Here is a 25,403-nt window from a genome sequence, read left to right as displayed (position 1 = left end):
CGATGACGCCCGCTCCGGCCCGTCCGAGCACCGCAGACCGGCACCGTCGGCCTCGGTCAGGTCGCGCTGAGCGCCACCGTCGGATGCAGCCGGGAGGCCCGTACGGCCGGGTAGAGGCCGGCGACGACCCCGATCACCAAAGTGGCGCCCAGTCCACCGGCCAGGGACCAGGGCGGTACGACGGCGGTCCACCCCTGAGCACGGGCGAAGGCGACGGTGGCGGCGGCACCCAGGGCCGCGCCCGCCAGTCCGCCGAGGGCCGACAACAGCAGCGACTCGGTGAGGAATTGGATCCGGATCGAGCCTCGCGTCGCCCCCAGGGCGCGGCGCAGCCCGATCTCCTGGCGGCGCTCCAGCACCGAGATCACCATGGTGTTGGCCACGCCCACACCGCCGACGAGCAGCGCCACCGCACCCAGGCCCAGCATCAGGCTGGTCAGCCCCTTGTCGGTGGCGGCCTTGGCCGCGAGGGCGTCGGAGGGGCGGGAGACCTTCACCGAGGTCGCGTCGCTCGGGTTGACCGTACGGGCCAGGACCCCCTGGACCGCCTCCACCGAGGCGTCCGGCGAACGCTCGAAGATGACGCTCGGGTGGCCGCCGAAGCCCAAGTAGCGCTCGGCGGACGGGTATCCGACCAGCGCCGTACGGTCCAGGGTCGGCACCAGCTCGATGGGCGCCAGGATTCCGGTGACGACGTACCAGCGGTCGTCCAGCAGGATCTTGGCGCCGGGCGCGGTGATCCCGAGACGGTCGGCGGCCACCGAGCCCAGCACGACGGTGGGCAGTCGTTCACTGGCGCGGTTCAGCCAACTGCCCTGATCGATACGAGCGTTGAGGGTGTCGAGCAGATCGGTACGGGCCGCCTGCACCGTGACGCCCGCCGCCATCTCCTCCGGCACGGCGTCGCTGCGCCGCACCCGGGCGTCGACGGTGCCGATGGAGGTGGCGTGCTGGACCGGGCCGATCCGCTCGACCATCGACACCGCGTTCTTGGGGAGTTTGGCGTCCTGGCCCATGGCGTCCTGGCCCGCCTCGGCGGTGAGCAGATTGGTGCCGAGCCGGTCCAGCCGGTTCATGAGGTCGGCGCGGCTGGAGGTGGACAGCCCGATGACCGCGACCATCGTCGCGATGCCGATCGCGATGCCGAGGGCGGACAGCACGACGCGGGTGCGGCGGCTGCGCAGGCCCTCGGCGCCGACCCGCAGCACATCGGCCGGGGAGAGCCGGGCCGACCGGAGTGCGGGGCCGCTCATCGGGTCACCTCCTCGGTGGGCTCCGCGGGGGAGCCGGGTGCGGCAGGAGCGGCACCGGAGTCGTCGACGATCTCGCCGTCGCGGAAGCGGATCCGGCGGGGCAGCGAGTCGGCGATGTCGTTGTCATGGGTGATGACGCAGACGGTCGTCCCGGCCGCGTGCAGCTCGCGGATGAGGTTCATGACCAGCTCGCCGGAGGCGGTGTCCAGCGCACCGGTCGGCTCGTCCGCGAGCAGCAGATCGGGGTCGCCGACCAGCGCGCGGGCAATGGCGACCCGCTGCTTCTCGCCGCCGGAGAGCTGGTGGGCGAGGTGGCCGATGCGGTGGGCGAGCCCCACCTCTTCCAGGGCCGTACGGGCCCGCGCGCGGCGCTCCCGCAGCCCCGTACCGCCGTACAGCAGCCCGTCCGCGACATTGTCCTGGGCGCTGCGGCCGGGGGCGAGGTGGAAGTGCTGGAAGACGAAGCCGATGTGCCGGGCGCGCAGCGCGGAGAGCTGGGCGTCGGACAGCGTGCTCACGTCGTACCCGGCCACCCGGACCTCGCCCGAGGTGGCCCGGTCGAGGGTGCCGAGCAGGTTGAGCAGGGTGGATTTGCCGGAGCCGGACGGACCGACGATGGCGGTCAGTTCGCCGCGCTCCACCCGGAGGTCCACGCCCCGCAGGGCGTGCACCCCGCCCGGGTACGACTTGGTGGCCGCCCGCAGTTCGATCACGGGTGGGGTCATTGCTCGGCCGCTCCGACCTTCATGCCCTCAGCCAGGCCGGTCCCGCTGACCTCGATCCGGCCGTCGGCCGTCAGCCCCGTCTCGACCGCCACCATGCGGGTCTTGGAGCCCTGGACCAGCTCCAGCCCGTAGCCGCCCTCGCGCAGCGCGACGATCGCCTCGACCGGCACCGTCAGCACGTCCTTGCGGCTTTCACTGACGAACTTCACCCGGAGGGTGCCCTGACGGTCCTTCTCCTGGACCTTGGCGCCGTCGTCGAGCGTGATCTCCACGTTGATGGCGTCCCCGGACGAGCCACCGGAGTCGGCCGCCCCGCCCTCGGCGGACTCGGATTCCTCGGGGGTCACCACTCCGCTGACCTTGCCGCGCCGGTTGCCTCCGCCGGGCATGGCGATCTCCACCTTGGTGCCCTTGGCGGCCAGCGCCCCGTCGGCCGCGTCCAGCTCGGCCCGGACGACCGGCTTGGTGGAGGCGACCGTCAGGACCTTGGTGTCCGGGCCGATGCTGTCGGCGAGGGCGGCGTCGGCGGACACCACCCGCACGGGGCCGCGCTGGAAGACGACGTCCCCCTGGCCGATCTCTCCGTTGGAGGTCACGTCGAGGGACTTCTGCCACTGCTTGACGGCGGCCTTGGTCGCCTCGTCAAAGCGGACGTCCACATACAGCCCCGCCCCGAAGCCCAGGTCGCGGAGGTTGCGCTCCAGCTGGAGGACGTCCGGGCCGCGGGCGCCGACCTTCATCGTGCGGAACATCGGTGTCGCGCCGTAGAGGAGGGTCACCGGCCGGGCGTCCCGCTCGTACAGGCGCTGCCCGAGCGACACGGTCTTCCCCGATGTGGCGGCCTTGGTGACCGTGCCCTCCACGGGGGACTTCACCACCCGGCGCTGCGCGTAGTCCAGCTTCCCGTCGACGGTCTTGCTCTGGACCAGATCGGTGCGGGTGATCTCGGTCGTGGTGGGCGGCCCCTTCGGCTTCCCGGCCGAGGCGCCCTTGCCGGGGTCGGTGAGGATCATGACCCCGGCGGTCGCCGCGGTCGCGGTGACCGCAGCCGCTAGGGCGATGAGGCCCCGACGGCGCTTTGGTGCGGGGCTCACTGCATGCCGTCCAGGCCGTCGAGGAGCTTGCCCTTGCAGGCCTGGCGAGCCTGCTTGTAGGTGGAGGAGTCCTGCGAGACCTCGGGCGAGGTGGGGTTCGGGTCACCGCCGGGCATGACGTTGCCGTCCTGGAGCTGCGGGTTGGTGAACTTCGATACGCCGTTGGCGCGCATGCACTTGGCGTGCGCGAGCATCGACTCGTATTCCTTCTGGGTGTCGCGGGGCGGCTCCAGGCTCGAAGCCTTTTGCATCTCGGGCGTACAAGCTCCCTTCCGGCCGCCCTTGACGATGCTGTCGTCGCCCGTCTTCTCCTGCAGCGCGTCGATCTTCGTCCAGTCGAGATAGCCGCTCAGCTTGGGATCGGGGAAGTCCTTGTTGATCTTCTTGCGCATGCACTGGACGAACTTCATCTGTGCGTCATAGAAGGCGCTCTTGCCCTTGGGTGCACCGCCCTTGGACGAGTCGGCGGCGTCCTTGGTCCGGTCGGTGGAGGGCGCCTTGCTGACGGAGGCGACCCCTTCGTCGGACGACCCGGCAGCGCCGCCGCAGGCCGTGGTCAGGGCGAGGGCGGGTACGGCGATCAGCAGCGCGAGGCGTGCGGCACGGGAGCGGGAGCGTGTCTTCTGCGTCATGCGGACAATGTCAGGGGCGGAGTTGGTGGCCGCTCCATGGCCGGATGATGAGAACGTAACAATGCCACGGACCGGCCATCTCACCCTGTGGATAACTCCTGAGCTGCACAAACCCTCGCCCATAATCGGCAGCATGCCGCATGTGCTGCTGATCGAGGACGACACCTCCGTACGGGACGGAATGGAGCTGGTGCTGCGCCGGCACGGCCACGAGGTCGACGCCGTCGCCACCGGCGAGGCGGGCCTGGAGCTGCTGTCCCGCCCGGGCGGCGGCGGCATCGAGCTCGCGGTGGTCGACCTGATGCTGCCCGGTATCGACGGCTTCGAGGTCTGCCGCCGCATCCGGGGCCGGGGCCAGCTGCCGATCATCATGCTCACCTCCCGCGGTGACGATCTGGACGTGGTCAGCGGGCTGGAGGCGGGCGCCGACGACTATGTGGTCAAGCCGATCACCGGCCGGGTGCTGGAGGCCCGTATCCGGGCGGCCCTGCGCCGGGCCGGACCGGTGACCCGTACGAACAGCGACAACTTCGCCGGACTCGCCATCGACCGAGCCGGCCTGACCGTCACCAAGCACGGCACCCCCGTCCCCCTCCCGCCCACCGAACTGCGGCTGCTGCTGGAGCTGTCGGCGGCCCCCGGCCGGGTCTTCAGCCGGGAGCAACTCCTCGAATCCGTCTGGGAGCACGACTTCCTGGGCGACTCCCGGCTGGTGGACGCGGCGGTCGGGCGGCTGCGCGCCAAGCTGGAGGACCTCCCCGCCAGGCCGCGCTACATCCAGACGGTGCGCGGCTTCGGCTATCGCTTCGGGCCGCTGTGAGTGTGCGATGAGGACCACGGCCGAGTCCGCTCCCACAAAGCCCGAGAGGACCGCGGTGCGGGCCCGTTTGCGGCTCCCGCGTCTCGACGGGCTCCGCGGCCGGCTCATCATCACCGTCGTCGTGGTCGCCCTGATCAGCGCGGTCACCGCCACCGCACTGGCGTACCGGGACTCGCGCAACGCGGTCCTCAAGCGGGCCCAGAACGCCGCCGTCGATGACTTCCACAACCGCGTCGAGCAGCTGGCACCGGAGCTCGATGTCCCGCCCGACCTGCGCTCCCTGACCCGGTTCGCCACCAATGTCTCCTCCGGCTTGCGCAGTGCGCCGGTCATCGCCCGGTACCGCGACTACACCGCCTCCTCCGACTCGCTGGCGGACCGCACCCGGATCACTCCCGAGCTGCGTGCGGCCGTGCACACCGACAACCGGCTCTCGCTCCAGCGGGTGGAGTACAGCGGCGAGCCCTGGCTGGTGCTCGGCGCCCCGGTCGTCCTGGACGGCAGCTCCGCAAAGCCGTCCGGGGTCGAGATCTTCGCGATCGTCTCCCTGGAGGAGGAGGAACGCGACACCGCCGACCTGGTGCGCAGTGTGCAGGGCGGCCTGGTACCCGTGGTGCTGCTGGCCGCCGTCCTGGCGCTGCTCGCGGCCCGTACGGTGCTGCGGCCGGTGCGCAGACTGGCACGGGCCACCCGCCGGCTGGCCACCGGCGAGCTGAGTACCCGGGTCGAGGAGAAGGGCCGCGACGAACTGGCCGAGCTCGCCCATACCTTCAACGAAACGGCCGGCGCGCTGGAGCACACCGTCGGCGAGCTGCGCGAGCAGGAGGCCCTGGCCCGCCGTTTCGTCGCCGATGTCTCCCATGAGCTGCGCACCCCGCTCGCCGCCATGACCATGGTGTCCAGCGTCCTGGAGGAGGACGCCGACCAGCTCACCCCCGACACCGCACACGCGGCCCGTACGGTCAGCGCGGAAACCGCCAAGCTGGCCCGGCTGGTCGACGACCTCATCGAGATATCCCGCTTCGACGCCCGCGCCGTGGCGCTCACGGTGCACGAAGTGGACATGGCCGAGGTGGTGCGCGCCTCACTCGCGGCCCGCGGCTGGACCGACCGGGTCGAGGCCGATCTCCCCCCGGGCATACGGGCCCGGCTCGACCGCCGCCGACTCGATGTCATCGTCGCCAACCTCGTCGGCAACGCCCTGCGGCACGGCGCACCGCCGGTGACCGTCACCGTCCGGGCGGCGGAAGAGTGGCTGACCGTCTCGGTCTCCGACCGCGGCCCGGGGCTGGCCCCCGAGGTCGCCCGCCATGTCTTCGACCGCTTCTACAAGGCCGACAACGCCCGCACCCGCTCCGAGGGCAGCGGTCTGGGTATGGCCATCGCCCTGGAGAACGCCCGTCTGCACGGTGGCACCATCGAGCTCGCGCCCCCGGCACCGGACGCCGGCGCCGTCTTCACCCTCCGCATCCCCCTCCGTACGGAATCCGCCTCATGACGCGTCCCCGCACCGCCCTCATCTGCTGTGTGCTCGCCCTGGCCGCCACGGGCTGCGGCATACGTCCCACCGGCGTCATGGACTTCGGCACCGCCCCCTCCGGCATCTCGCAGGGCATGCGGGTCTACTTCGTCTCCGACCGCGGCCTGCGGGGAGTGTCCCGGCCCGGCACGAAGGTCGACCACTTCCAGCTCGCCTACCGGCTGTTGCTCAACGGGCCGACCGAAGAAGAGCGGGCCGACGGGCTGGCCAATCTCGTCCGCCCCGACAAGTGGCTCAAGGTCACCGCCCACCACGGCAATGTCACCGTCAGGACTCCCGGTTACACCGCCGAATCCCCCGGGGACCAGAGCACCGGCCAGCTGGTCTGCACCTTCGCTCGTGCCGAGGTCCTCCTCCACGGCACCCGCCCGGACAAGGTCCAGGTGACCCTCGTGACCGGCAAGGAGCGCGCCGGGCCGTACCAGTGCCAGCAGTTCCTGTCGCACTGAGCACCGGACCGGGCCGTGTCCGACGGCCGGCGTGGTCCCGCGGCGACCCGCCCGTCCCGCTGGTCCCGCCCTACGGCGTATCGGCCCGCACACCGCCGACCCCGCCGCCGGCGTCCAGGCGGGGGATGCGCCGCTGGGCGGCGAACGCGGCGGCGGGATAGCGGGGATCGGGCCGCAGGGCGTATTCGCGCAGGCAGGCCTCGGTGAACTTGATGACGTGCTCGTCGCCGTGCTCGGCGGCCCGGGCGCCGAGTTCACCCAGCGGTGGCAGGTCGCCGAGCGATGACCGCCAGGCCGCCGTGCCCTCGTCGCGCCGGTCGGTGGTGAAGGCCAGCAGAAAGGCCGTCTGTACTTGCCACAGCCGGTCCAGCGTCGGCTCGTACAGCTCGGGCGGCAGATGCGGAAGCACCAGGCGTACGGCGGCGGGCGCGGTGACGCCGTGGATCAGCGGAACCGGGTACACCTCCGGGTGGCCGAGGTAGACATCGGCGAACTGGGCGGTCATCTCGGACAGCATCCGGGGCGCCGGTTCCTGGGCGGGCCACTCCAGCGCGTCCTGGTAGCCGGGCAGTTCGGCGAGGGTGTCCAGACGGTGCCGGGCGGTGCCGGGCCCCAGTCCGCCGTCCTGCGGCACCCGGGGCAGCGCGGCGACCGCGGCCGGCAGGTCGTAGCGGCCGCGCAGCCGGGGCCGGCCGGGCAGCGCGGTGTAGCGGGCGGCCCAGTACGCCAGCCCGCGCGCGAGTTCGTTCAGCTGGAGCCGGGTGGGCTTGCCGGCGGCGTACAGGCCCCGAACCGCGTGGGCGGTGCGGATCAGGCCGTGGGTCAGTCCGGCGAACAGGCCCGGGATCAGGCGCGGCCACCACCGGACGAGGACCTCGCGCCAGTGCGCCTCGGCCAGTTCGCGGGCGAAGAGCCGCTCCCAGTCCCCGGCGCGGGGGAAGTCGCCGAGCGCGGGGCGCCAGGAGGACTCGTCCGCGGGGTCCAGGGCGAAGCGGGCGGCGGGCGGCTCATGGTGCTCCATCGCCCGCCGGTAGCGCCGGACCCAGGAGGCGACCGCGTCCTCCTGCCCCAGCAGGGCGAGCGCCTCGGCGCCCATCGGGCCGTGGTTGGCGAGATCGACGCCCTGCCCGCGTTCGTATCCGAGGTCGTCCATGCGCTCCAGCGCGTCATTGAGCGCCTCGTGGTAGCTGATCGACGGCATAGGGGCTTCACCTTTCGAATGTCCCAACAGTTTGGAAATCCAAACCATCTAGACTGCGCAGTATGCCGCACATGCACGAGGCCGGGAAGGCGCCCCGGGTACCGACCCCCGACGAGGTCGAAATCGTCGGCCTGGTACCGCTGTTGGAGCCGTTCTTCCGTGGCGGAGTGGTGCGGGAGCTGATGCCGGCGCCGCTGCGTGAGGCGATGGAGACCAACGGGCTGACCCCGCGCCACGGCGCCGTCCTCCCACAGCTGCTGGCCGGGCAGCCGCTGACCGTCAGCGAGATCGCCCGGCGGCTCCATGTGTCGCTGCCCACCGCCAGCGAGCTGGTCGGCGGCCTGAGCCGGGCCGGGATCGTGGAGCGCGCCGAGGACCCGGCCAACCGCCGCCGGATCCTGGTGTCCCTGGCCGAGGACTTCCGCCCGCCGCTCGAAACCTTCGTCGCCCGCCGGACCGAGCCGCTGCTGCGCGCCCTGGACGGGCTGTCGCCGGGCGAACGGGCCGGGTTCCTGGCGGGCCTGACGGGCTGGGTCCGCGAGGTCCAGGGCGAGCGGTAACTCTGCGACAACCAGGGGCTCTTCCACGCCTGCGGCACCTGGATGGCGCGCTGGTCAGCGGGGCGGCCCGGCCGCCTCAGGACCGCTTGGTCCGCCTCAGGACCACTCGCCCGCCTCAGCACCGCTTGGTGCGCATCAGGAACAGGCCCACCCCCGACCCGATCACCACGACCCCGCTGCCGACGCTGACCAGCACCTGCTGCACCCCGTCGAAGGCGAAGCTGGTGGCGACGTTGAAGAGGAGGGCGAGCACGAGCACGCACCAGAGCAGGGCCTTCATGGGAGCTCTTCCTTCCGGAGGGTCACCCGCCGCACCGAGCTGAGGCGGGTATCGCTGCGCCCCAGACTGCCCGCCGCTGACCGCCGGTTCGAGGGAGCGCCCTCCCGAATGCGGGGTGTAGCGCGCTACACCCCGGCCGGGGAGCACCCGCCCGCGCCCCCGGTGGCGGTCCCTTAGCCTGAGCCCCATGGGGGAGACGATGCGGCGGGCGGGGCGGGCCACGGCTCAGCTGATGACGGCGGGCGGGCTGGCGCTGCTGTCGTATCTCTTCCTCGCGCTGCTGTTGTTCACCGCCGTGGTGACGGTCATCGTGGTCGGCGCGGGGGTGCTGCCCGAGACGGTTCTGCTGCTGCGCAGGATGGCCGGGTTCAAGCGGCGGCGGGTGGCGGCCTGGTCGGGGGTGCCGGTGCCGGAGGCGTATCTGCCGCTCACCGGGGCGCTGTCCGAGCGGGTGCGTACCGCGCTCGCGGACCCCGGTACCTACCGGGATCTGCGCTGGCTCGCCGCCCACTTCGGCTACGGCTGGCTGCTGGCGTATCTCGCGCTGCCGCTGTGGGCCGTCGGGCTGCTCGTCGACGGGGTGTGGTGCGGGCTGCTGGGGCGCCGGGCCGTCGTCCTGCCGCTGATCGGGCGCCTCGCCGACCTCGACGCGGCCTGGTCGCACGCGCTGCTGCGGCCGTCGCCGGACGGCGGGCACCGGGCCGGGCTCGCCGAGCGGGTCGAGGAGCTGACCGTGACCCGGGCCGGCGCCGTCGCCGCGCACGGCGCCGAACTGCGGCGTATCGAACGGGATCTGCACGACGGCACCCAGGCCCGGCTGGTGGCGCTCTCGATGCGGGTGGGACTGGCCCGGCGGGCCTACGACAAGGACCCCGAGGCGGCCCGCACGCTCCTCGACGACGCCCAGAACCAGGCCGAGGAGGCCCTCACCGAGCTGCGCCAGGTGGTCCGCGGCATCCATCCGCCGATCCTCACCGACCGGGGCCTGGTGGGGGCGGTGCGGGCGCTCGCGGCGAGCAGCGGCCTGGAGGTGGCGGTGTGCGAGGAGGGGCTGGCGGAGGGCCCGCGCGCACCGGCGGCGGTCGAGGCGGCCGCGTACTTCGTCGTCGCCGAGGCCCTGACCAACGCCGCCAAACACAGCGGGGCGGACCGGGCCCGGGTGGAACTGGCCCGCAGGCCCGGCGGGTTGACGCTGTCGGTGCGTGACGAGGGGCGCGGCGGCGCGGAGACCGGCTCCCCGGGGGCCGCGGGCGGCAGTGGGCTGCTCGGCATCCGGCGCCGGGTCGCGGCGCTCGACGGGACCGTGGAAGTGACCAGCCCCGCCGGGGGCCCGACCGTGATCGATGTGGAGCTGCCGTGCGTGTGGTGATCGCCGAGGACAACGCCCTGCTCAGAGAGGGCCTGGTGCTGCTGCTGACCTCCGCCGGGCACGAGGTGGCCGCGGTGGCGGCCAGCGGGCCCGAGGTGCTGCCCGCGCTCCTCGAACACCGCCCGGACGCCGCCGTACTGGACGTCCGGATGCCGCCCGGCTTCCGCGACGAGGGGCTGCGGGCGGCGCTGGCGGCCCGCCGGGAGATCCCCGGGCTGCCGGTGCTGGTGCTGTCCCAGTACGTGGAGGAGGCCTACGCCGCGGAGTTGCTGGGCGGCGGTGCGAGCGGGGTCGGCTATCTGCTGAAGGACCGGGTGGGCCGGGTCGACGAGTTCCTGGACGCGCTGGAACGCGTCGCGGCGGGCGGTACCGCGCTGGACCCGGAGGTCGTCACGGAGCTGATGACCCGGCGCCGCGACGATCCGCTCGACACCCTGACCCCGCGCGAGCGGGAGGTGCTGCACCTGATGGCGGAGGGCCGGGACAACACCACGATCGCCCGGCTGCTGGTGGTGTCGGACCGGGCGGTCAGCAAACACATCGGCAATGTCTTCACGAAGCTGGGCCTGCCGGCCGGCGACAGCGGCCATCGGCGGGTGCTGGCCGTGCTGGCGTATCTGAACGGGGGGTAGGGCGGGGGCGGGACGTCCCGCCCGGCCCGCGACGGCCGGGGCTTCGCGGACCCGCCCTGGCGCACTCACCGGCGGCTGCCCGCCCCCTCACCCACCCGCCGCCCCGCTCCCCGGATACCGCCCCCGCAGCACCGCCCGTGCCGGCAGCAGCGTCCCCGCGCCCGTCGTCGCGGCCACCACGGCGACGATCACCACGGCGGGTACCGGCGGCAGATGCGGCACCGTACGGGCCACCCCCAGGCTGAACGCCAGCAGCGGCACCATGGCCACCGCGGCTCCCACGGCCAGCCCGGTCAGTGCCAGGGCCGCCGCCTCCAGCCGCAGCATCCGCCGCAGGGTGCGCCGCCCCGCCCCCGCCAGCCGCAGCAGCCGCAGCTCGGGGCGGCGGCCGACCGCGATCAGCGACAGGGTGCTCAGCACCGCGATCACCGTGAAGCCCCCGATCACCGATACCGCCGCCATCGTGACCACTTCGACGAGCGCCTGGTGCTCCGCCGCGACCCGTACCGGTGCGGGTGTCGTCTCCACCCGCGCCCCCGGCACCGCCGCCGCCAGCGCCGCCGCGACCGCCGTGCGGTCCCCTCCCGGTGCCACCGTGACCAGCACCCGTGCGCCGTCCGGCCGCGACCCGTGCCGCAGCAGCTCGTCCCGGGAGAAGAGGAAGTCCCCCAGGGCCAGCGACCGTTCGTAGACCGCGACGACCCGGAGCCGGGCCGGAGCCCCGTCGCCGAAGCGCAGGGTCACCGTCGCGCCGGGCCGCAGATCGAGCGAGCGCGCCCGGTCGGCACCGACTGCGACCGTGCCGGGCCGTAGTTGCCGTACGGTCCCCTCGCGCACCCCCGGGTCGAGGGTCCGCGTCAGCCGCTGCGGGGTGACGCCGAGGACCGGCAGCCGGTCGAGCCGGGGCTCGCCGGTCTCGCGCCGGGCCAGTACCACCGTGCCGGGCACCACGTCCGTCGCCGCCCGCACCCCTGGCACGCCGCGGATCCGCTCCATGGCACCGGCCGGCAGCCCGCCGTCCGCCCGTACCGCGAGACCGGCCCGCAGCGCCTCGCGGGCCTGCGCCGCCCCCGCGTGGGTGAGGGTCGCCCCCGCCGAGAGCTGGACGCCGATGAACGCGGTGACCAGTACGACGGGCGTCAGGGCGGCTCCCGAACGACGGGCCGCGGCCCGGCAGTTGGCGGCGGCGAGATGGCCGGCCGGACCGCAGTACCGCCGCAGCGGCGCCCCCAGCACCCGCATCGCACCGTCCGCGATCCACGGCCCGAGCAGCGCACAGGCGCTCACCATCGTCACCGCCGCCGCCCCGGCCGCGGCCCCGGCGGCCGCCCCGCTCTGGAGGGCCGCGGTGCCCGCCGAGCTGACGCCGGCGAGCAGCAGCACCAGCCCGGTGACCTTGCGGGCCGTGCCGGGCGCCGCCTCGTGCAGCGCCTCCGCCGGGCGCAGCTTCGCGGCCCCGGCCCCGGCGAACACCGCCGCGAGCCGCGCCATCAGGACCGTCACCGCGGCGCCGACCAGCGGCGCGGACCACAGCCAGGGCGGAAGGGGGAGTTCGAGCCCAGCCGGGAGCGCGCCGCGGGCGTCCAGCACCCCGCGCAGCGCGAGAAACGCCGGGACCGCGCCGACGGCCCCCACCAGCGCGGCCCCGACCGCGACCCGTCCCACCTCCTTCCCCACCACCCCGCGCACCTGCCGCGGCGTCGCCCCGACCGCCCGCAACAGCCCCAGCTCACCCGCGCGTTGCCGCAGCGCCTGCACCACCGTCGACGACACCACCAGCAGGGCGGTCAGCACGACGGTGGCGGCCACCGAGCCGAGCAGCTCCAGCAGCCCCACACGGGCCGGTGCGGCATCGAGGAACTCGGCGGCGCCGCGCCCGTTCCCGGTCAGTACGCGCAGGCCGGCCGCATCCCCGTCCGCCCGCGGTCCGACGCTCCGGGCCCCCGCCGCGTCCAGCGCCGCCCGCACCCGGGCGGCCAGCTCCTCGGTCGCCACACCGGGCCGGGCGAGCACCCCGATCGCGTCCAGGGAGCCCGGATGCCCGGCCAGGCGGCGGGCTTCGCCTTCCGTGAAGTAGACGGCGTCCCGCGGCCCGTCGGCGACACCGACGACGGTGTACGCCGTGTCGGCGCCCCGCACCCGCAGCACCGTGCGCGCCCCGACCCGGGCCGCGCCACCCACCACGACCTCGTGCGCACCCCGCGGCGCACGGCCGTCCCGTACGGCACGGGGCGCCAGCCGCGCGGCAGTCCAGGGCCGTCCGACGGCGGCGCGCCCGGCCCGCCCCACCGGGAACCCCGCGTCGGCGACCGCCGCCCGCACCCCGGGCACTTTCCGCACCACCCCGAGGGCGGCCGCCGGGACACGCACCCGCTCGGTGAGCCCGGCCTCGGTGGTCCGGGGTTCGCTGCCCCACGGCGTGGCGGTGAAGCGGGTGTACTGGTCCCCGGCCACGACGAGCGGCGCCGCCGCGTAGCGCGCCACCCGCGGATGTCCGAGCCCGGCCGAGGCGAGGGTGAGCGCGAGGGCGCCGAGCAGCAGGGAGGTGACGGCGAGCGCGGCGAAGACGGCGGCCCAGGCCCTGCGGTGCGTACGCGCGGCGCGGGCGGCCAGGAACGTGGTCACCTTCATGCCGCGCGACCCCCGTCCGACCCCGCGTGCCGTCCGCCTCCGACCCGCTCGTCTCCCCCGTCCGGATCCGCGCCCTCCCCGCGCCCCAAGCCCCGCATGATGCGGCTCACTTGGGCCACTTCAGGAGATGTCACGCTCCCGACGACCCGTCCCCCGGCGAGGAAGAGAGCCTCATCCGTCCAGGCCGCGGCGGCCGGATCGTGCGTGACCATGACGACGGTGTGGCCGTCCCGGTCGACGGCCTGGCGCAGCAGGACCAGCACGTCGTGCGCGGCGGCGGGATCGAGGGACCCCGTGGGCTCGTCGGCGAAGACGATGTCGGGCCCGGTGACCAGCGCGCGGGCGATCGCGACCCGCTGGCACTGCCCGCCGGACAGCTCCGCCGGCGCGGCGTCCCCCCGCTCCCCCAGCCCGACGTCCGCGAGCCCCTGCCGCACCCGCTCCGGCCCGGTCGTACCGCCGAGCAGCAGCGGCAGCGCGACGTTCTCCGCGACGGTCAGCGACGGCACGAGATGGTGGGCCTGGAACACGAACCCGACGCGCTCGCGCCGCAGCCGGGTCAGCGCGGCCTCCGAGAGCGCGGACACGTCCGTACCGCCGATGCGCACCGTCCCCGCCGTCGGCCGGTCGAGCCCCGCCGCGCACTGCAACAGGGTCGACTTCCCCGAGCCGGACGGCCCCATGACCGCGAGGAACCGCCCCCGGGGCACCGCGAGATCGACGGGGTGCAGGGCGACCGCCCCGCGCCGGTACTCCCGGCCGACCCCTTCCAGGGTGAGCGCGTCGGACACCCCCTCCGCCACCACCCGCTCTGCGGTAGCAGTCGCCGCACCTCGCCGCCGCCGGAACATACGCACGCCCTCTCAGTGGGTCGGATGGATCACCGGGCCACTGATGACGCTAGAAACGGCGGGGCGCGCGGAGGAGAGAGCACGGTCCCGTCTTGAGGGTGGAGCGCACTCCACCACGGGCGGGGGGCGAGCGGGCGAGTGCCGTGACCGGACACCGGAGCGGCGCCCCGGTTTCTCAACCCGGCGAGGTGAGCGGCGCCAGCGTGGTGGGCCGCACCGCGTCGGCCGCCGCCGAGGCGCGCAGGAGTTCCGTCAGGTCGTGCGGCTGCGCCTGCTCCGTAGTGGGAGCCGCCGCGGTGATGCGGTCCAGCCGGAAGCCCCGGCCGGCCTGGCGCGTGCGGCACCAGGCGATGAGGTACCACCTGCCCTTGGCGGTGAGCAGCCCGGCCGGTTCCACCACGCGGTCGCTCACGCGTCCCGCCGCGTCGGTGTAGGACAGCCGCAGCACCGTGTGGGTGGTGAGGGCCTGTTCCACCGCGGTGCGGACCGTGGCGTGGGCGGGCGAGGGCAGCGCGACGATCCGTGCGGCGAGTTCCTGTGCGGCCGCCGAGGCGGGGCCGGGCATCGAGGCCGCGATCTTCTGGGCCGCCGTGCGGGCCGCGGCGGCGTACGGGGCGGCGGCGTCGGCCGCGGCGAGGGCGACGGCCAGGGCCGAGGCTTCCTCGGTGGTGAAGTGGATCGGGGGCAGGGTCATGTCCGGGTCGATCGACCAGCCGCCGCCCCGCCCGGGTGTGGTGCGTACCGGGACACCGGCCTCCATCAGCGCCTGGAGGTCGCGCTGCACCGTACGCGTGCTCACCTCGCACCGCGCGGCGAGCGCCGCGACCGTCAGCGGCCGCGGCGCCGCCGCGCGCAACTCTTCGACCAGCGCATAGAGCCGGGCAGTGCGATTCATCCGGGCGACGCTACCGTCCCGTGGTGGACAGGAATTCCCGCTGGCGCCGCAGTTCCCGCTCAGTGATGGTCAGCGGGAACAGGGTGAAGCCGTGCATGGCGCCGGCGACGACTCCGAGGTGCACGGGCGCGCCGGCCGCCTGCCACCGCCCGGCCAGGAACAGCGAGTCGTCCAGCAGCGGATCCTCGGTGCCGACGACGATCCGTGCGGGCGGCAGACCGGCGAGGTCGGCGAAAAGCGGTGAGACCTCGGGATCGCGGCGCTGTTCCGGCCCCGTGCCGGGTGTGAACAGCTCGTAGGTCCGCCGCAGCGTGTCCGTATTACTCAGCAGCCGCCTGGATCCGAAAGAGCGCTGGCTCGGCGTCATGGACAGGTCGTAGGGGCCGAAGAGCAGATGGGCCGCCCGGAACGCGCCGGTGATGCCGTGCCGGTCACGAAGGCGCAGCAGCGTCACGACACTGAGGTGGGCACCGGCCGATTCACCGCCGATCAGCAGCCGTTGGGTGCCGAACTCGGTCGCGGCGTGCCGCACCAGCCACCGGGCGGCGGCCTCGCAGTCGTCGGGCCCGGCGGGGTACGGGTGTTCCGGCGCGAGGCGGTACTCCACGCTGACCACGGCCAGCCGTGCCCCCTCGGCGAGCTGCCACAGCCGCTCGTCCTGCCCGTCCGCCGCACCGAACACCCAGCCGCCGCCGTGAATGTGCAGGTACACGCCCTCCACGCGGTCCGGTACGAAGACCCGTACCTTCACCCCGCCCTCAATGACGCGGTCCTGGCCCTCCGGCAGCCTGACCGGTGGCGTGTCGCCACCGAGCCGGTTGCGCCGAAGACTGGCCAGCAGGGCTGCGTCCGGCGCCCCTTCGCGCGCCGGGCGGCTCGCGGCAGTGGTCTCGAATTGCTTGTTGAATGCCTGAGTTTCAGCGAGGCAGTCCTCATCGGTGAGCGTCATGCACCCACGCTCGCAGCGGTCCGCGACAACGCCCTGTCACCCTTTTCCGGTGAGCCGCGTCACACCCCACCAGCCGAACGAGGAGACGCTGCCCGGAAGTTCGCGCCCCCCTTGGCCTCCTCCCCCTCCTCATCAACGTGTTAGCCGGGTGTTAGCGGAGCGGCAGCCTTGCGCTAGTGGCCTCGCCCAGAGTGGGTGACGTACCGAGGAGACCACGTCACCAACTGTCCTTGGGGGGACCCCGAAATGAGCTCCAGCACCACTGCCCGCACCGCCCGTCGCCGCACTCTGCGGATCGCCGCCGCATCCCTGGTCGCGGCCGCCGGCCTCACCCTGACCGCCTGCGCAGGCTCGAACGCCGCCGACGCGAAGTCCGCGGGCCACACGAACTCGGCCGCCGCCGAGTCCAGCGCCTCGGGCTGGTCCGGGTTGCAGAGCACCGGCGCCAAGGCCGAGGTCAAGGCGGGCGTCGCGGGCAAGCAGTCGGCCGGCGCGCACGCCACCAACAGTGGCAAGGCGACCTCCGCGGTCCGCACCCAGCGCCTGGCGGACGGCATCAGCACGGCCGAGATCACCAAGCTCGGCGACCAGCAGTACCGCGCCAAGATCGTCGCCCACGGTTCGGTCCTGGCCACGCTGGAGACGAACGGGCACGACGACGGGCTCGACGCCAACGACATGTTCGTCACCCTCACACTGGACGGCCAGGTCCACTCCTGGATGGGCGGCGGCCACCAGGGACCGGGCACCTTCAAGCTCGCGGGCGGCTGGACGGCCAAGGTCACGAAGGTCGGCGAGCTGAAGTACCGCGCGCAGATCATCGGCCATGACGGCGTGGCCGCCACCCTGGAGACGAACCAGCACGACGTCGGCCTCAACGCCAACGGCATCTACATCGTGCTCAGCAGCGGCGGCGTGATCAGCGCCCACGCGTAACGCCCACCCGGCTACGGCGGTGGTGCCCGCTCTTCCACCAGCTGGGCCCCCACCCGGCCCTCTTCGTCAGCCCCATCGGTTGACCACCTCGGTACCGCCGTGGACAGGGGCCAAGAAGATCTCCGAGCGGGACCAGCTCGGAGAAGTAGAGACAAGCAAGGAGAACACCATGAAGTCGTGGCGTACCCGTATCGGTGTCGGTCTCGCTGTCAGTGCGGCAGCGATCGCCATCCCCCTGACCGCCACCACCGCCTCCGCCGCCCCGCCGCCCGGCGACGGCTGGGTCCCCGTCGGCGCCCTCAAGTACCCGTCAAAGGCCGAGTGCGAAGCCAAGGAACTCCCGCAGGCCCAGGCGAACGGCTACCACGAGGTGTGGTGCGACGACAGCGAAACCATCATGCCCATCTACAGCCGCTGACCACTCCCCACCCGGCGAGCCGACGGGACCCGTCCCGCCGACACTGCGCCAAGAAGCCCGCTGCCCCGGTGTCCCACACCGGGGCAGCGGGCTTTCCGCTGCCCGGTTCGTCACCCGCCGGTCCCCGGGGGCGCGGTGCCGGGCCCGAGGGCGCGCAGGCCCTGGAGCAGCAGCCCCAGCCCGAATTCGAAGTGGGCGGTGAAATCCGTACTGGTCACCACCGGCAACGCGGTGGCGAGATGAGGGTATTGCCCCGGCGTCACCGCCGCGCGCAGCCGTTCCGGGTCGGCCGGTCCGGCGTCCGCACCCTGGCGGGCGGCCTGCTCCTCCAGGGTGTGGCCGAGGGTGAAGTGGACGACCGTGAGCGCGGCCCGGCCCGCGTCGTCGGCGGTGAAGCCCGCCTCCCGCAGGACGCCGATGAGGGCGTCGGCGAAGCCGAGGGTGTGCGCGCCGGTGGCGTGCGTACCGGCGTAGACGCGCGCGCCGTCGCGGTGACCCAGGAGCGCCGTACGCATCCGGCGGGCCAATTCGGCCACGCGCTCGCTCCAGTCCGGCGACCGGAACGGCCGGCCGAGACAGTCGGCCAGCAGCACCTCGGCCATCGCGGTCAGCAGCTCGTGCTTGGTGGCGAAGTAGCGGTAGAGCGCACCGGCCCGTACGTCCATGGCCTCGGCCAGCCGCCGCATGGTCAGCGCGTCCAGCCCGACCTCGTCCAGCAGAGCCAGGGCGACCTCGACGGTCCGCGCCTGGTCGAGCTTCGGGGGCCGGCCCCGCCCCGTGGTGGCGGGCCGGGCGCCGGAAGGGCTGGACGGGCCGGACGGGCTGGGGGTTGACGCGGCGCTCATGGACCTCATTATAGTGAACAACGTTCACGTGAACATCGTTCACTAAATACGTAGAGGGCAGGAGGCAGCCGATGGACGCCGCTACCGAAGTGGCCGACGAGGTCGATGTTCTCGTGGTGGGTGCGGGGCCGACCGGGCTGATGCTCGGTACCGAACTGGCGCTGGGCGGCGTACGGGTGCAGATCCTTGAGCGGCGGACCGCGGCACAGCGGGATTCACGGGCATTGACCCTGCACCCGCGCAGTATCGAGGTGATGGACCAACGCGGCCTGGTGGAACGCTTCCTGGCGCGCGGCCGCGCCGTACCGGAGTGGCACTTCGCCGGACTGGCCACCCGGCTGGACTTCAGCACGCTGGACACCCGGCACGGCTACACCCTGTTCCTCGCCCAGGCCCGCACCGAGCAGCTGCTGACGGAGCGCGCCCACGAACTCGACGTACCGGTCCGGCGCGGATACGAGGTGGTCGGGCTGCGCCAGGCCGCCGACGGCGACGGGGGCCGCGACGGCGAGCAGGGCGGGCGCGCGGCGGCGGACGGAGTAGAGGTGGACGTCCGCGGGCCCGACGGCGGCCTGCGGACCGTCCGCGCACGGTATGTGGTCGGCTGCGACGGCGGACGGAGCGCGGTACGGCGGGCCGCCGGTATCGCGTTCCCCGGCACCGACGAGACCCTGACCGGCGCCCTGGGGGATTTCGCGGTTGTCGACCCGGCGGCCCTCGACCATGCCCGCGCCGCCGGCGTCCTGGTCGCCCCACTGGAGGCGGACGGACCGACGGACGGACCCGCAAACGGCCCCTCAGAGGGGCGCACGGGCGGCCTCACCCGCCTCGTCCTCATCGACCCGCGGCGGATGCGCACACCGTCCACCGAACCGCTGACACCGGAGGAGTTCCGCAGCTCCCTGGTGGATATCTGCGGCACCGACTGCGGGGTGGCGCGGCCCCGTTGGCTGTCGCGGTTCGGCAACGCCACCCGCCTCGCCGCCCGTTACCGGGCCGGACGCGTCCTGCTGGCCGGCGACGCCGCCCATATCCACTTCCCGGCCGCCGGACAGGGCCTCAACACCGGACTCCAGGACGCGATGAACCTCGGCTGGAAACTCGCCGCCGAGATCAACGGCTGGGCCCCGCCCGGACTGCTCGACAGCTACCACGCCGAGCGGCATCCCGTCGGACAGGCGGTCACCGAGAACACCGAGGTCCAGACGCTGCTGATGGAGCTGACCCTGCTCCCCCCGTATCAGCGCCCGGCCGCCGCGCTACGCACGCTGCTGACGGAACTCCTGGGCATCGAGGAGGTCAACCGCCGTCTGGCCGGACGGATTTCCGCGCTCGACACGGTCTATCCGCCCACCGCCGCCGACGCCGACCCCCTGACGGGACGACGGATGCCCGATATCGCCCTGACGGCGGACGGTTCCGCGGCGCTCCGCGTCCACGAGCTCCTCCCGCACGGCCGGTTCGTCCTGCTGGACCTCGCGGGCGACGAGCAGCTACGGCAGACCGTCACCCCGGGCTGGGGCCCCCGGGTGACCGCCCTGACCGTCACCCGCCACGACCACCACGCCGACCTCGACGGGGTACGGGAGATCCTCATCCGCCCCGACGGCCATATCGCCTGGGCCACCCGCACACCGTCCCTGCCGGACCGCCGCATCGAGCGCCACCGCGCCCTGACCGACTGGGCGGGCACCCCGGCGCGCCTGCGACGGCCCCACGAGCCCGCCCCCTCAGCCCGTCTCAGCCCGCGACCCCCGGGCGTCCCGGCCGTCCATGGCGTCCCGGGGTCCCCGCATTGACCGGGTCCACCGGGCTTGCCGAACTTGCGGGCCGGTCGCGGTCCTCCGAGCGGTCGGGGTCCTGCGTGTCACCCGGGTGGTCGGAGTGGTCCAGGTCGTCCGAGGGGTCGGAGCTGCCGGAGGAGTCCCGGGTGTCGGAGCGGTCCGGACGGTCCGCGGGGTCCTGGCCGTCGGAGCGGTTCGGGCGGTCGTTGGTGGCCGGGTCCCGGTCGTTGTCGGCGGGGTCGCGGTCGTTGGCGGCCGGATCCCGGTCATCGGCGGCGGGGTCGCGGTCGTCGGAGCGGTCCGGGTTGTCCGAGCGGTCCGGGTCCTCGGGGCGGTCCTCATCAGCGGAGGGGACCTCTTCGCGGGGACCGTCCGAGCTCAGCTGGAGGCTGCCGAACCTCGCGGTGAGCCAGCCGCGGGCGCGCACGACGGTCACCACGGAGCCGGTGCAGTCGCGGCCGTTGTACAGGACGAGGTCGGTGGGGGTGTCGTTGTCCACCTCGCCGTAGCCGTCCCCCACTCCGTAGCAGTGGTCGTCGCCGGGGTCGAGGATCTCGTGCGGCCGGTTGTCGGGCCGGGTGTGGTACGTGATGACGCCGGTGATGGCATGCGCGCCGGAGGGAGCGAACGCGACGAGCCCCCCGGTGAGAGCCAGCGCACCAAGGAAAGCGATCTTGCGTCGCACAGTCGGAACTCCTGTCAGCCATGGCGGCGGGCCGGTCCTGGGCCAGGCCCCTACGGGATGTCGCCATGTGGGGTTCCCGACGCCCTCCCGGGATATTCCCGCCAAAGGGGAGATTCACCGTGCAGAAGGACATTACGGGCGGCATCGGCCGGCTCGGGGAGGGTGCGTCGGGGCGGACGCCGCCTCCCGTCGCTCAGTTCTCCCGTACCGGCCGGACGCTGCCCAGCCAGAGGACGTCGCGGGCGCGGGTCATGGCGACGTAGAGCTGACTGCGAGCCAGTTCGGCGCGCTCAGCGGCGGTTTCGGCGGGGGTGCGGCCGTCCGGGGTGCCCGTGGGCGGCGGGGTGTCGTGCTGCGGCAGATAGACGCGCTTGAATTCCAGACCCTTGGCACGGCGGTAGCTGCCGAGTTTCACCGCCTCCACCGGGTGTCCGTCGTAGCGGTCCAGTGAGCAGACCCGCAGGCCGGCCCGGGTGAGCAGGCGCTGGTAGTGCTCGATGGCGCGCTTCGCGGGGCACAGGACGGCGGATCCGGCGAGCTCCTGCGGGGTCAGGCCGCGCAGCGCGGTCAGCAGCGCCTCGTCGTGCGCGGCAGGGGTGGGCAGGACCGCGCGCTGCACCTCGCCGTCGTGGTAGGTCAGGTCGATGTCCCGCCGGCCCGGGGTGCGCAGCCCGTCGAGGTCCTCGAAGGCGTCCTCGGCGACGACGGAGAGCGCGGTGTCCACGATCTCCTTGCTGTTGCGGTAGTTGGCGCGCAGTACCTGGGCGCGGTCGCCGCGGATGTCGATGCCCGCGTCCGAGAGACGGAACCCGCCCGGGTAGACGGCCTGTTGGCCGTCGCCCACCAGGAGGAGACCGTTGGGGGTGTCGCCCACCAGGGCGTGGAGCAGGCGCACCCCGACGAGGGTCAGGTCCTGGACCTCGTCCACGACGACGGCCGTGTAGGCGCTGTGCCCGATCCGGCCGGCCGCCTCGGCGAGCGCGAGGGAGAGCACATCGTTGAAGTCGTGCACGGCGCGCTCGGTGCGCTGCGCCTCGTACGCCTCGTACAGGGACCAGACGGCCTGCCGGTGCGGGCGGCGCAGCCCGGCGCGGCGGCGACGGCGCGGCAGCGCGGCGTACTCCTCGAAGGAGGTGATGCCGCGGCCCTTGATGACGTAGTCGATCTCCTCCCGCCAATACGGGTGCAGCGGATCGATCTCGGTCAGGCAGCTGTTCCGGCCGACGTGTTTCCAGGCGAAGCTGAAGGCCGTCTCCGCCTTCTCCTTGTGCAGATGGACCGGTACGCCCCGGTCGCGCAGATAGTCCTGTGCCCAGGAGTGCAGGCTGCGGAAGTCGACCCGGTCGGCCACCGCGGGGGCCATCGTCTTCAGGAAGGTGGCCTGGACGCGGGGCAGGTTGTTGGCGAACGTGACGTACAGGATGCGGCCGTTGGTGCGCTGGGCCAGGTAGGCGGCGCGGTGCAGGGCGATGACCGTCTTGCCGGTGCCGGCCGGGCCGCTGATCCTGGCCGGGCCCGCCCAGTTGCGCCGTACGAGGGCGAGCTGATCGGGGTCGAGGAAAGTCATCCACTGCTCGATGGGGGCCCGCCGCGCCTCGTCGAGGGCGGCGTCCCGCAGTCCGTCGAGGTCGAAGAGGCCGTCGGACGTGGCGTCCGGTATTCGGGAAGCGGTGTCCGATGTGGCGGCGTCCGGGGTGTCGGCGGGCGGGGTGTCGGCGGCGGGCGGTGCCTCGTACTCGGGGAAGACCCGTTCCAGATGCTCGGTGAGAGCGCGGACGGACTGGGCCGACAGCCGGGTGCGCTCCGACAGCAGCGCCGGTCCGATCTCCCGCTCGCCCAGCAGTCGCACCCGGCCCAGCTCCGCGTCGACCCGATGCCCCGCGAACGCCAGCAGCGGACGCACCGCCACCGGGGACATCCCCAGGGACGCCACCGCGCTCTCGGCGGCCTTGGTGACCGCGAGCAGCTTGCGGCGGTGCTCGTCACGGGAGAAGCCACCGGCCCGCAGCCGGCCGGCCGAGGCCTCCGGCGCGGCCCGCCAGTTCTTGACGTCGATGACGAAGACTCCGCCGGGGCCGATCAGCAGCATGTCCACATTGGCCGCGCGGGTGCCCGGCCAGCGCCGGTCCACCAGCAGCCGCCAGCCCCGCTCGGCCAGCATCAGCAGCTGGGCGGCGACCCGCTGCTCCCCCTCGCTCGCCGCCTCCCAGCGCTCGGCCCGCGCTCGGGCGGCCTGCCACTGTTCCCGTAACAGGCGCTCCTGCCGACGGGCCTGCTGCGCCCGCCGGGCCGCCGACGCACCCGCCGACCCGCCCGGTGCACTCCCTGCCGCCATCGTTCGCCCCCTCACCGCTCGCCCCCGAACGCATGGGCCACGCACCACATGGGTCATGACCCACATGAGTCGTGAACCACATGAGTCATGAACCATAGGTCGATGGCACATGACGCGGAAGTGCGCACGGGCGGGGCACGGGCGCATCGGGCGCGGAGCCCACGACGGCCCGGCCCCGGCCCCGGCGGCAGCGAGCCGGACCGGGCCGGGCCGCCGCCCGTCTACCCGACCCGCGCGACCGACCGGAAGAGACCGGCCGCGGAGGTGCCCAGGCCGGTCGGCGCGCCCAGCCGGCCCGGCGAACCCGCCGGGTGGCACAGCTCGGAGGCCCGGTAGCGCCGGCAGCCGCGGTGCCAGATGAGGATGCCGGCCATCCAGTGCTCCAGCTCGCGGACATAGCCGTCCAGCACCTCGCGCGCCTCCGGCGAGAGCTGGAAATCGTCGTAGACGACGGGGAGTTCATGGGCCGCGACATGCTGGAACTCCCGCATGCGCGAGGTCATGAGGTCGTCGACGATATGCAGCGCGGTCGGGTAGTCGCAGCCGAAGAAGGTCTGGACGACCAGGATGCCGTTGTGGACCTCGCCCTCGTACTCGATCTCCTTCTGGTAGGAGAAGACGTCGTTCATCAGGCCCGCGTAGTCGGCGGCGGCGTTCTCCAGTGAGCGCAGCGGGCCGGTGCGGTAGATCTCCGGCGGGACCCGCCGGCCGTGGGCGAGCCGGCTCAGGCTCATGGTGAGGTCGGCGCCGAAGGTCGCCCGGCGCATCTCGATGTAGTCGACCGGGTCGGGGATGCGGTTCTGGATCTGGTTGCCGATCTCCCAGAGCCAGCTGGCGGTCATGGTGTCGATGGTTTCGCGGAACGCGCGGCGCGCCTCGGGAGCCATACCGGCCGTCGTACGGGGCCACAGGTCCGCCAGCCCGCGTTCGAGGGCGTTGACCGGCTCCGGTACGGGCGTCGCGGAGTCGAGCGGCATGAAGGCCGACAGCCGCTCGGTGCACACCTTGGCCGCTGCGATGTCGCGGGTGCGGCCGAAGACCGCCGGGTAGTAGTCGTCGGCGTAGGTGCCCCAGGCCAGCCAGGCGGCGTCCAGGTCCAGTTGCTCCGGGGTGGCGTCCGGGTGGATGCCGGCCGCGCACAGCGCCAGGTCGTACCGGATCATCGCGGGCTCGTCCCAGACGTCGGAGAGCGGCACACCGGGCTGCGGCCGGAGGAGGCCCATCCGGTGCGCCCAGTCGATGACGCGGCCGCGGGCGCCCTCCAGGTGAGGGCTGAGCGTGGTGGTGAACGGCATGTAGAAGGCGGGTAGTTGGGACGGGCCGACCTTCTGGTGCGGCAGGTGGGTGCCGCTGCGGAGGCGGAGGGCACCGGCCGTGGCCAGGGCGGTCTTCAGGTCCGCCGCCGAGGTGCCGAGACCGCCGAAGGAGAAGGGCGACCAGGGCTGCGAGCTGCCGGCCGCCGCCCCGCCGCCGTTCATGTAGCGGCTGGAGCGCATATGCCATTCGTGACCGCCGGACTGCCAGTCCTGGAGCCCCTTGGCGTACGCCAGCACCTTCACGCAGGAGGCCGGATCGAGCCCCTTCTCCAGGAAGAGCGCGGGGAGTTCGGCGAGGACGGTGTCCTCGAACTGCTGGAGCCGGGAGGTGATCAGATCGTTGACGGCGTCCGCCGCCTCCTGGGTGGTGCAGTCCAGGAAATTCTCCAGCACCAGGACGCCATTGCTCAGCTCGCCCTCGTCCTCCGTCTCGCGCTGATAGGAGAAGAGGTCGTTGCGCAGATGGACGGCGTCGGAAAAGGTGTCCCGCAGTACCCGCAGCGGCCGGGACGCGGCGACGGACGCGGGCACCTCGGCGCCGGTCGCGTACTCCACCAGGCCCGCCGACCAGGGCGCGCCACCGACCTTGCGGCGCATCTCGATGTATTCAACGGGGTTGGGCACCCGGTGGATATTGATATTGGACAGTTCCCACAGCGACTCATTGAGCAGATGCTCGGTGCTTTCGGCGAACCTCCGCCGCCAGTCCATGGACATCTGCGGCACCGTGCGCAGCCACAGGTCGGCGAGCCCGGCCTCGACCGGGTTGGCCGGCTCCGGAAGGGGCGCGGTCAGGTCCATCGGCATAAACGCGGGCAGCCGGTCCAAATACTCCTTGCCGCCCTTCCGGTCCAGCGTCCGCTTGAATTTCTCCAGGAAGTGGTCGTCGAAGAAGAAGACCCAGACATACCAGTCGGTCACCAGCGACAGCGCGTCGGCGTCGCAGTCCGGGTGGGTATAGGAACACAGCAGGGCGTAATCGTGGGCGTCGAGATCCTGCTCCTCCCAGATGCCCGAGCCCTCCAGCATTCCCATCTCGCGGGCCCACTTCCTGGAATGCGTACGCGCCGTCTCCAGATGCGGGTTCAGGCGCGCCGGATGAGGCGTATAGAAGTGGGGCAATTCGAATGGCTGTGTCACCGTTACCGGCCTCTCCCCATACGTACGGAAGGAAGGCGCGGTGGATCACGCCCCCTGACGGGG

23 protein-coding genes and 1 pseudogene are annotated in these 25,403 nt (G+C 73.2%); 10 read left to right on the top strand and 14 right to left on the bottom strand.

Annotated elements, in window-relative coordinates; genetic code table 11:
• Positions 1 to 56: 56 nt before the first annotated feature.
• Genes QT196_RS21510 through QT196_RS21495 form a run of 4 tightly spaced genes read right to left on the bottom strand, consistent with a single transcriptional unit; the run spans position 57 to position 3,704 of the window.
• Complete coding sequence (locus tag QT196_RS21510; protein ID WP_168480616.1) at positions 57 to 1,253, bottom strand: ABC transporter permease; 1,197 nt, start codon at positions 1,251 to 1,253, stop codon at positions 57 to 59.
• A complete protein-coding gene (locus QT196_RS21505) occupies positions 1,250 to 1,978 on the bottom strand; it encodes an ABC transporter ATP-binding protein (RefSeq protein WP_266737996.1) in 729 nt (242 codons plus the stop codon). The genes QT196_RS21510 and QT196_RS21505 overlap by 4 nt, the downstream gene beginning before the upstream one ends.
• Positions 1,975 to 3,072, bottom strand: a complete 1,098-nt coding sequence (locus tag QT196_RS21500) for a peptidoglycan-binding protein (RefSeq protein ID WP_168480614.1) — start codon at positions 3,070 to 3,072, stop codon at positions 1,975 to 1,977. Before QT196_RS21500 ends, QT196_RS21505 begins: the two co-directional genes overlap by 4 nt.
• Positions 3,069 to 3,704: a hypothetical protein gene (locus QT196_RS21495; RefSeq protein WP_168480613.1), complete on the bottom strand. Its 636-nt coding sequence runs from the start codon at positions 3,702 to 3,704 to the stop codon at positions 3,069 to 3,071. Before QT196_RS21495 ends, QT196_RS21500 begins: the two co-directional genes overlap by 4 nt.
• 133 nt (positions 3,705 to 3,837) lie before the next feature.
• Between QT196_RS21495 and QT196_RS21490 the strand changes: the two genes are divergently transcribed.
• Genes QT196_RS21490 through QT196_RS21480 form a run of 3 tightly spaced genes read left to right on the top strand, consistent with a single transcriptional unit; the run spans position 3,838 to position 6,513 of the window.
• On the top strand, positions 3,838 to 4,524 hold the full coding sequence (locus QT196_RS21490; protein WP_168480612.1) for a response regulator transcription factor: 687 nt from the start codon (positions 3,838 to 3,840) through the stop codon (positions 4,522 to 4,524).
• A 7-nt stretch (positions 4,525 to 4,531) separates the two neighbouring features.
• Entirely contained in the window at positions 4,532 to 6,022 is a 1,491-nt protein-coding gene (locus QT196_RS21485) for a HAMP domain-containing sensor histidine kinase (protein WP_290355453.1), read from the top strand.
• The gene (locus QT196_RS21480) at positions 6,019 to 6,513 is read left to right on the top strand and encodes a hypothetical protein (RefSeq protein WP_168480610.1); all 495 of its coding nucleotides are present in this window, start codon (positions 6,019 to 6,021) and stop codon (positions 6,511 to 6,513) included. Before QT196_RS21485 ends, QT196_RS21480 begins: the two co-directional genes overlap by 4 nt.
• Before the next feature lie 70 nt (positions 6,514 to 6,583).
• On the opposite strand, the gene QT196_RS21475 is transcribed toward QT196_RS21480, so the two are convergent.
• On the bottom strand, positions 6,584 to 7,714 hold the full coding sequence (locus QT196_RS21475; RefSeq protein WP_290355452.1) for a questin oxidase family protein: 1,131 nt from the start codon (positions 7,712 to 7,714) through the stop codon (positions 6,584 to 6,586).
• Positions 7,715 to 7,776: 62 nt separating this feature from the next.
• On the opposite strand from QT196_RS21475, the gene QT196_RS21470 reads away from it, so the two are divergent.
• Positions 7,777 to 8,274: a MarR family transcriptional regulator gene (locus tag QT196_RS21470; protein WP_266738006.1), complete on the top strand. Its 498-nt coding sequence runs from the start codon at positions 7,777 to 7,779 to the stop codon at positions 8,272 to 8,274.
• Positions 8,275 to 8,352 (top strand): annotated as a pseudogene (locus QT196_RS21465) (arsenic transporter); the annotation flags it as partial.
• Between the two features lie 37 nt (positions 8,353 to 8,389).
• On the opposite strand, the gene QT196_RS21460 reads toward QT196_RS21465, so the two are convergent.
• Positions 8,390 to 8,554, bottom strand: coding sequence for a hypothetical protein (locus QT196_RS21460; protein WP_168480607.1), 165 nt, complete (start codon positions 8,552 to 8,554; stop codon positions 8,390 to 8,392).
• Positions 8,555 to 8,741: 187 nt separating this feature from the next.
• Between QT196_RS21460 and QT196_RS21455 the strand changes: the two genes are divergently transcribed.
• Together QT196_RS21455 and QT196_RS21450 are read left to right on the top strand one after the other, a co-directional pair.
• Positions 8,742 to 9,923 (top strand): histidine kinase, encoded by a 1,182-nt coding sequence (locus QT196_RS21455; RefSeq protein ID WP_168480606.1) that lies wholly within the window; start codon positions 8,742 to 8,744, stop codon positions 9,921 to 9,923.
• Entirely contained in the window at positions 9,911 to 10,555 is a 645-nt protein-coding gene (locus QT196_RS21450; RefSeq protein WP_168480605.1) for a response regulator transcription factor, read from the top strand. The genes QT196_RS21455 and QT196_RS21450 overlap by 13 nt, the downstream gene beginning before the upstream one ends.
• A gap of 87 nt (positions 10,556 to 10,642) precedes the next feature.
• Here the strand turns inward: QT196_RS21450 and QT196_RS21445 are convergent, their stop codons facing one another.
• The 4 genes from QT196_RS21445 to QT196_RS21430 form a co-directional block, all read right to left on the bottom strand.
• Entirely contained in the window at positions 10,643 to 13,186 is a 2,544-nt protein-coding gene (locus QT196_RS21445; protein WP_290355451.1) for an ABC transporter permease, read from the bottom strand.
• Positions 13,183 to 14,037 carry an ABC transporter ATP-binding protein gene (locus tag QT196_RS21440; protein ID WP_290356696.1) on the bottom strand — a complete coding sequence of 285 codons (855 nt, stop codon included), beginning with the start codon at positions 14,035 to 14,037 and terminating at the stop codon, positions 13,183 to 13,185. The genes QT196_RS21445 and QT196_RS21440 overlap by 4 nt, the downstream gene beginning before the upstream one ends.
• 175 nt (positions 14,038 to 14,212) lie before the next feature.
• Entirely contained in the window at positions 14,213 to 14,932 is a 720-nt protein-coding gene (locus QT196_RS21435) for a YafY family protein (protein ID WP_290355450.1), read from the bottom strand.
• A 10-nt stretch (positions 14,933 to 14,942) separates the two neighbouring features.
• The gene (locus tag QT196_RS21430; protein ID WP_290355449.1) at positions 14,943 to 15,881 is read right to left on the bottom strand and encodes an alpha/beta hydrolase; all 939 of its coding nucleotides are present in this window, start codon (positions 15,879 to 15,881) and stop codon (positions 14,943 to 14,945) included.
• Positions 15,882 to 16,127: 246 nt separating this feature from the next.
• On the opposite strand from QT196_RS21430, the gene QT196_RS21425 reads away from it, so the two are divergent.
• Together QT196_RS21425 and QT196_RS21420 are read left to right on the top strand one after the other, a co-directional pair.
• Positions 16,128 to 16,817, top strand: coding sequence for a hypothetical protein (locus tag QT196_RS21425; protein ID WP_266738021.1), 690 nt, complete (start codon positions 16,128 to 16,130; stop codon positions 16,815 to 16,817).
• Positions 16,818 to 16,986: 169 nt separating this feature from the next.
• Positions 16,987 to 17,235, top strand: coding sequence for a hypothetical protein (locus tag QT196_RS21420; protein WP_235467681.1), 249 nt, complete (start codon positions 16,987 to 16,989; stop codon positions 17,233 to 17,235).
• A 110-nt stretch (positions 17,236 to 17,345) separates the two neighbouring features.
• Here QT196_RS21420 and QT196_RS21415 read toward each other — a convergent pair whose 3' ends face one another.
• Positions 17,346 to 18,080, bottom strand: coding sequence for a TetR/AcrR family transcriptional regulator (locus QT196_RS21415; protein WP_168480601.1), 735 nt, complete (start codon positions 18,078 to 18,080; stop codon positions 17,346 to 17,348).
• A gap of 71 nt (positions 18,081 to 18,151) precedes the next feature.
• Here QT196_RS21415 and QT196_RS21410 point away from each other — a divergent pair, with 71 nt between their 5' ends.
• The gene (locus tag QT196_RS21410; RefSeq protein WP_290355448.1) at positions 18,152 to 19,879 is read left to right on the top strand and encodes an FAD-dependent monooxygenase; all 1,728 of its coding nucleotides are present in this window, start codon (positions 18,152 to 18,154) and stop codon (positions 19,877 to 19,879) included.
• Here QT196_RS21410 and QT196_RS21405 read toward each other — a convergent pair.
• From QT196_RS21405 to QT196_RS21395, 3 genes are all read right to left on the bottom strand, one after another.
• A complete protein-coding gene (locus QT196_RS21405) occupies positions 19,821 to 20,549 on the bottom strand; it encodes a chitin-binding protein (RefSeq protein ID WP_266738031.1) in 729 nt (242 codons plus the stop codon). The genes QT196_RS21410 and QT196_RS21405 overlap by 59 nt on opposite strands.
• Positions 20,550 to 20,742: 193 nt before the next feature.
• Entirely contained in the window at positions 20,743 to 22,884 is a 2,142-nt protein-coding gene (locus tag QT196_RS21400; RefSeq protein ID WP_290355447.1) for a UvrD-helicase domain-containing protein, read from the bottom strand.
• A 221-nt stretch (positions 22,885 to 23,105) separates the two neighbouring features.
• Positions 23,106 to 25,340, bottom strand: a complete 2,235-nt coding sequence (locus QT196_RS21395) for a family 2 encapsulin nanocompartment cargo protein terpene cyclase (RefSeq protein ID WP_290355446.1) — start codon at positions 25,338 to 25,340, stop codon at positions 23,106 to 23,108.
• Between the last annotated feature and the right edge of the window lie 63 nt (positions 25,341 to 25,403).

Origin of the sequence: Streptomyces sp. P9-2B-2 (genome assembly GCF_030406865.1) — a bacterium.
Taxonomy (GTDB): domain Bacteria; phylum Actinomycetota; class Actinomycetes; order Streptomycetales; family Streptomycetaceae; genus Streptomyces; species Streptomyces platensis.
Note: the sequence above shows the minus strand (reverse complement) of the source record. Positions and strands in the feature narration are given on the sequence as shown.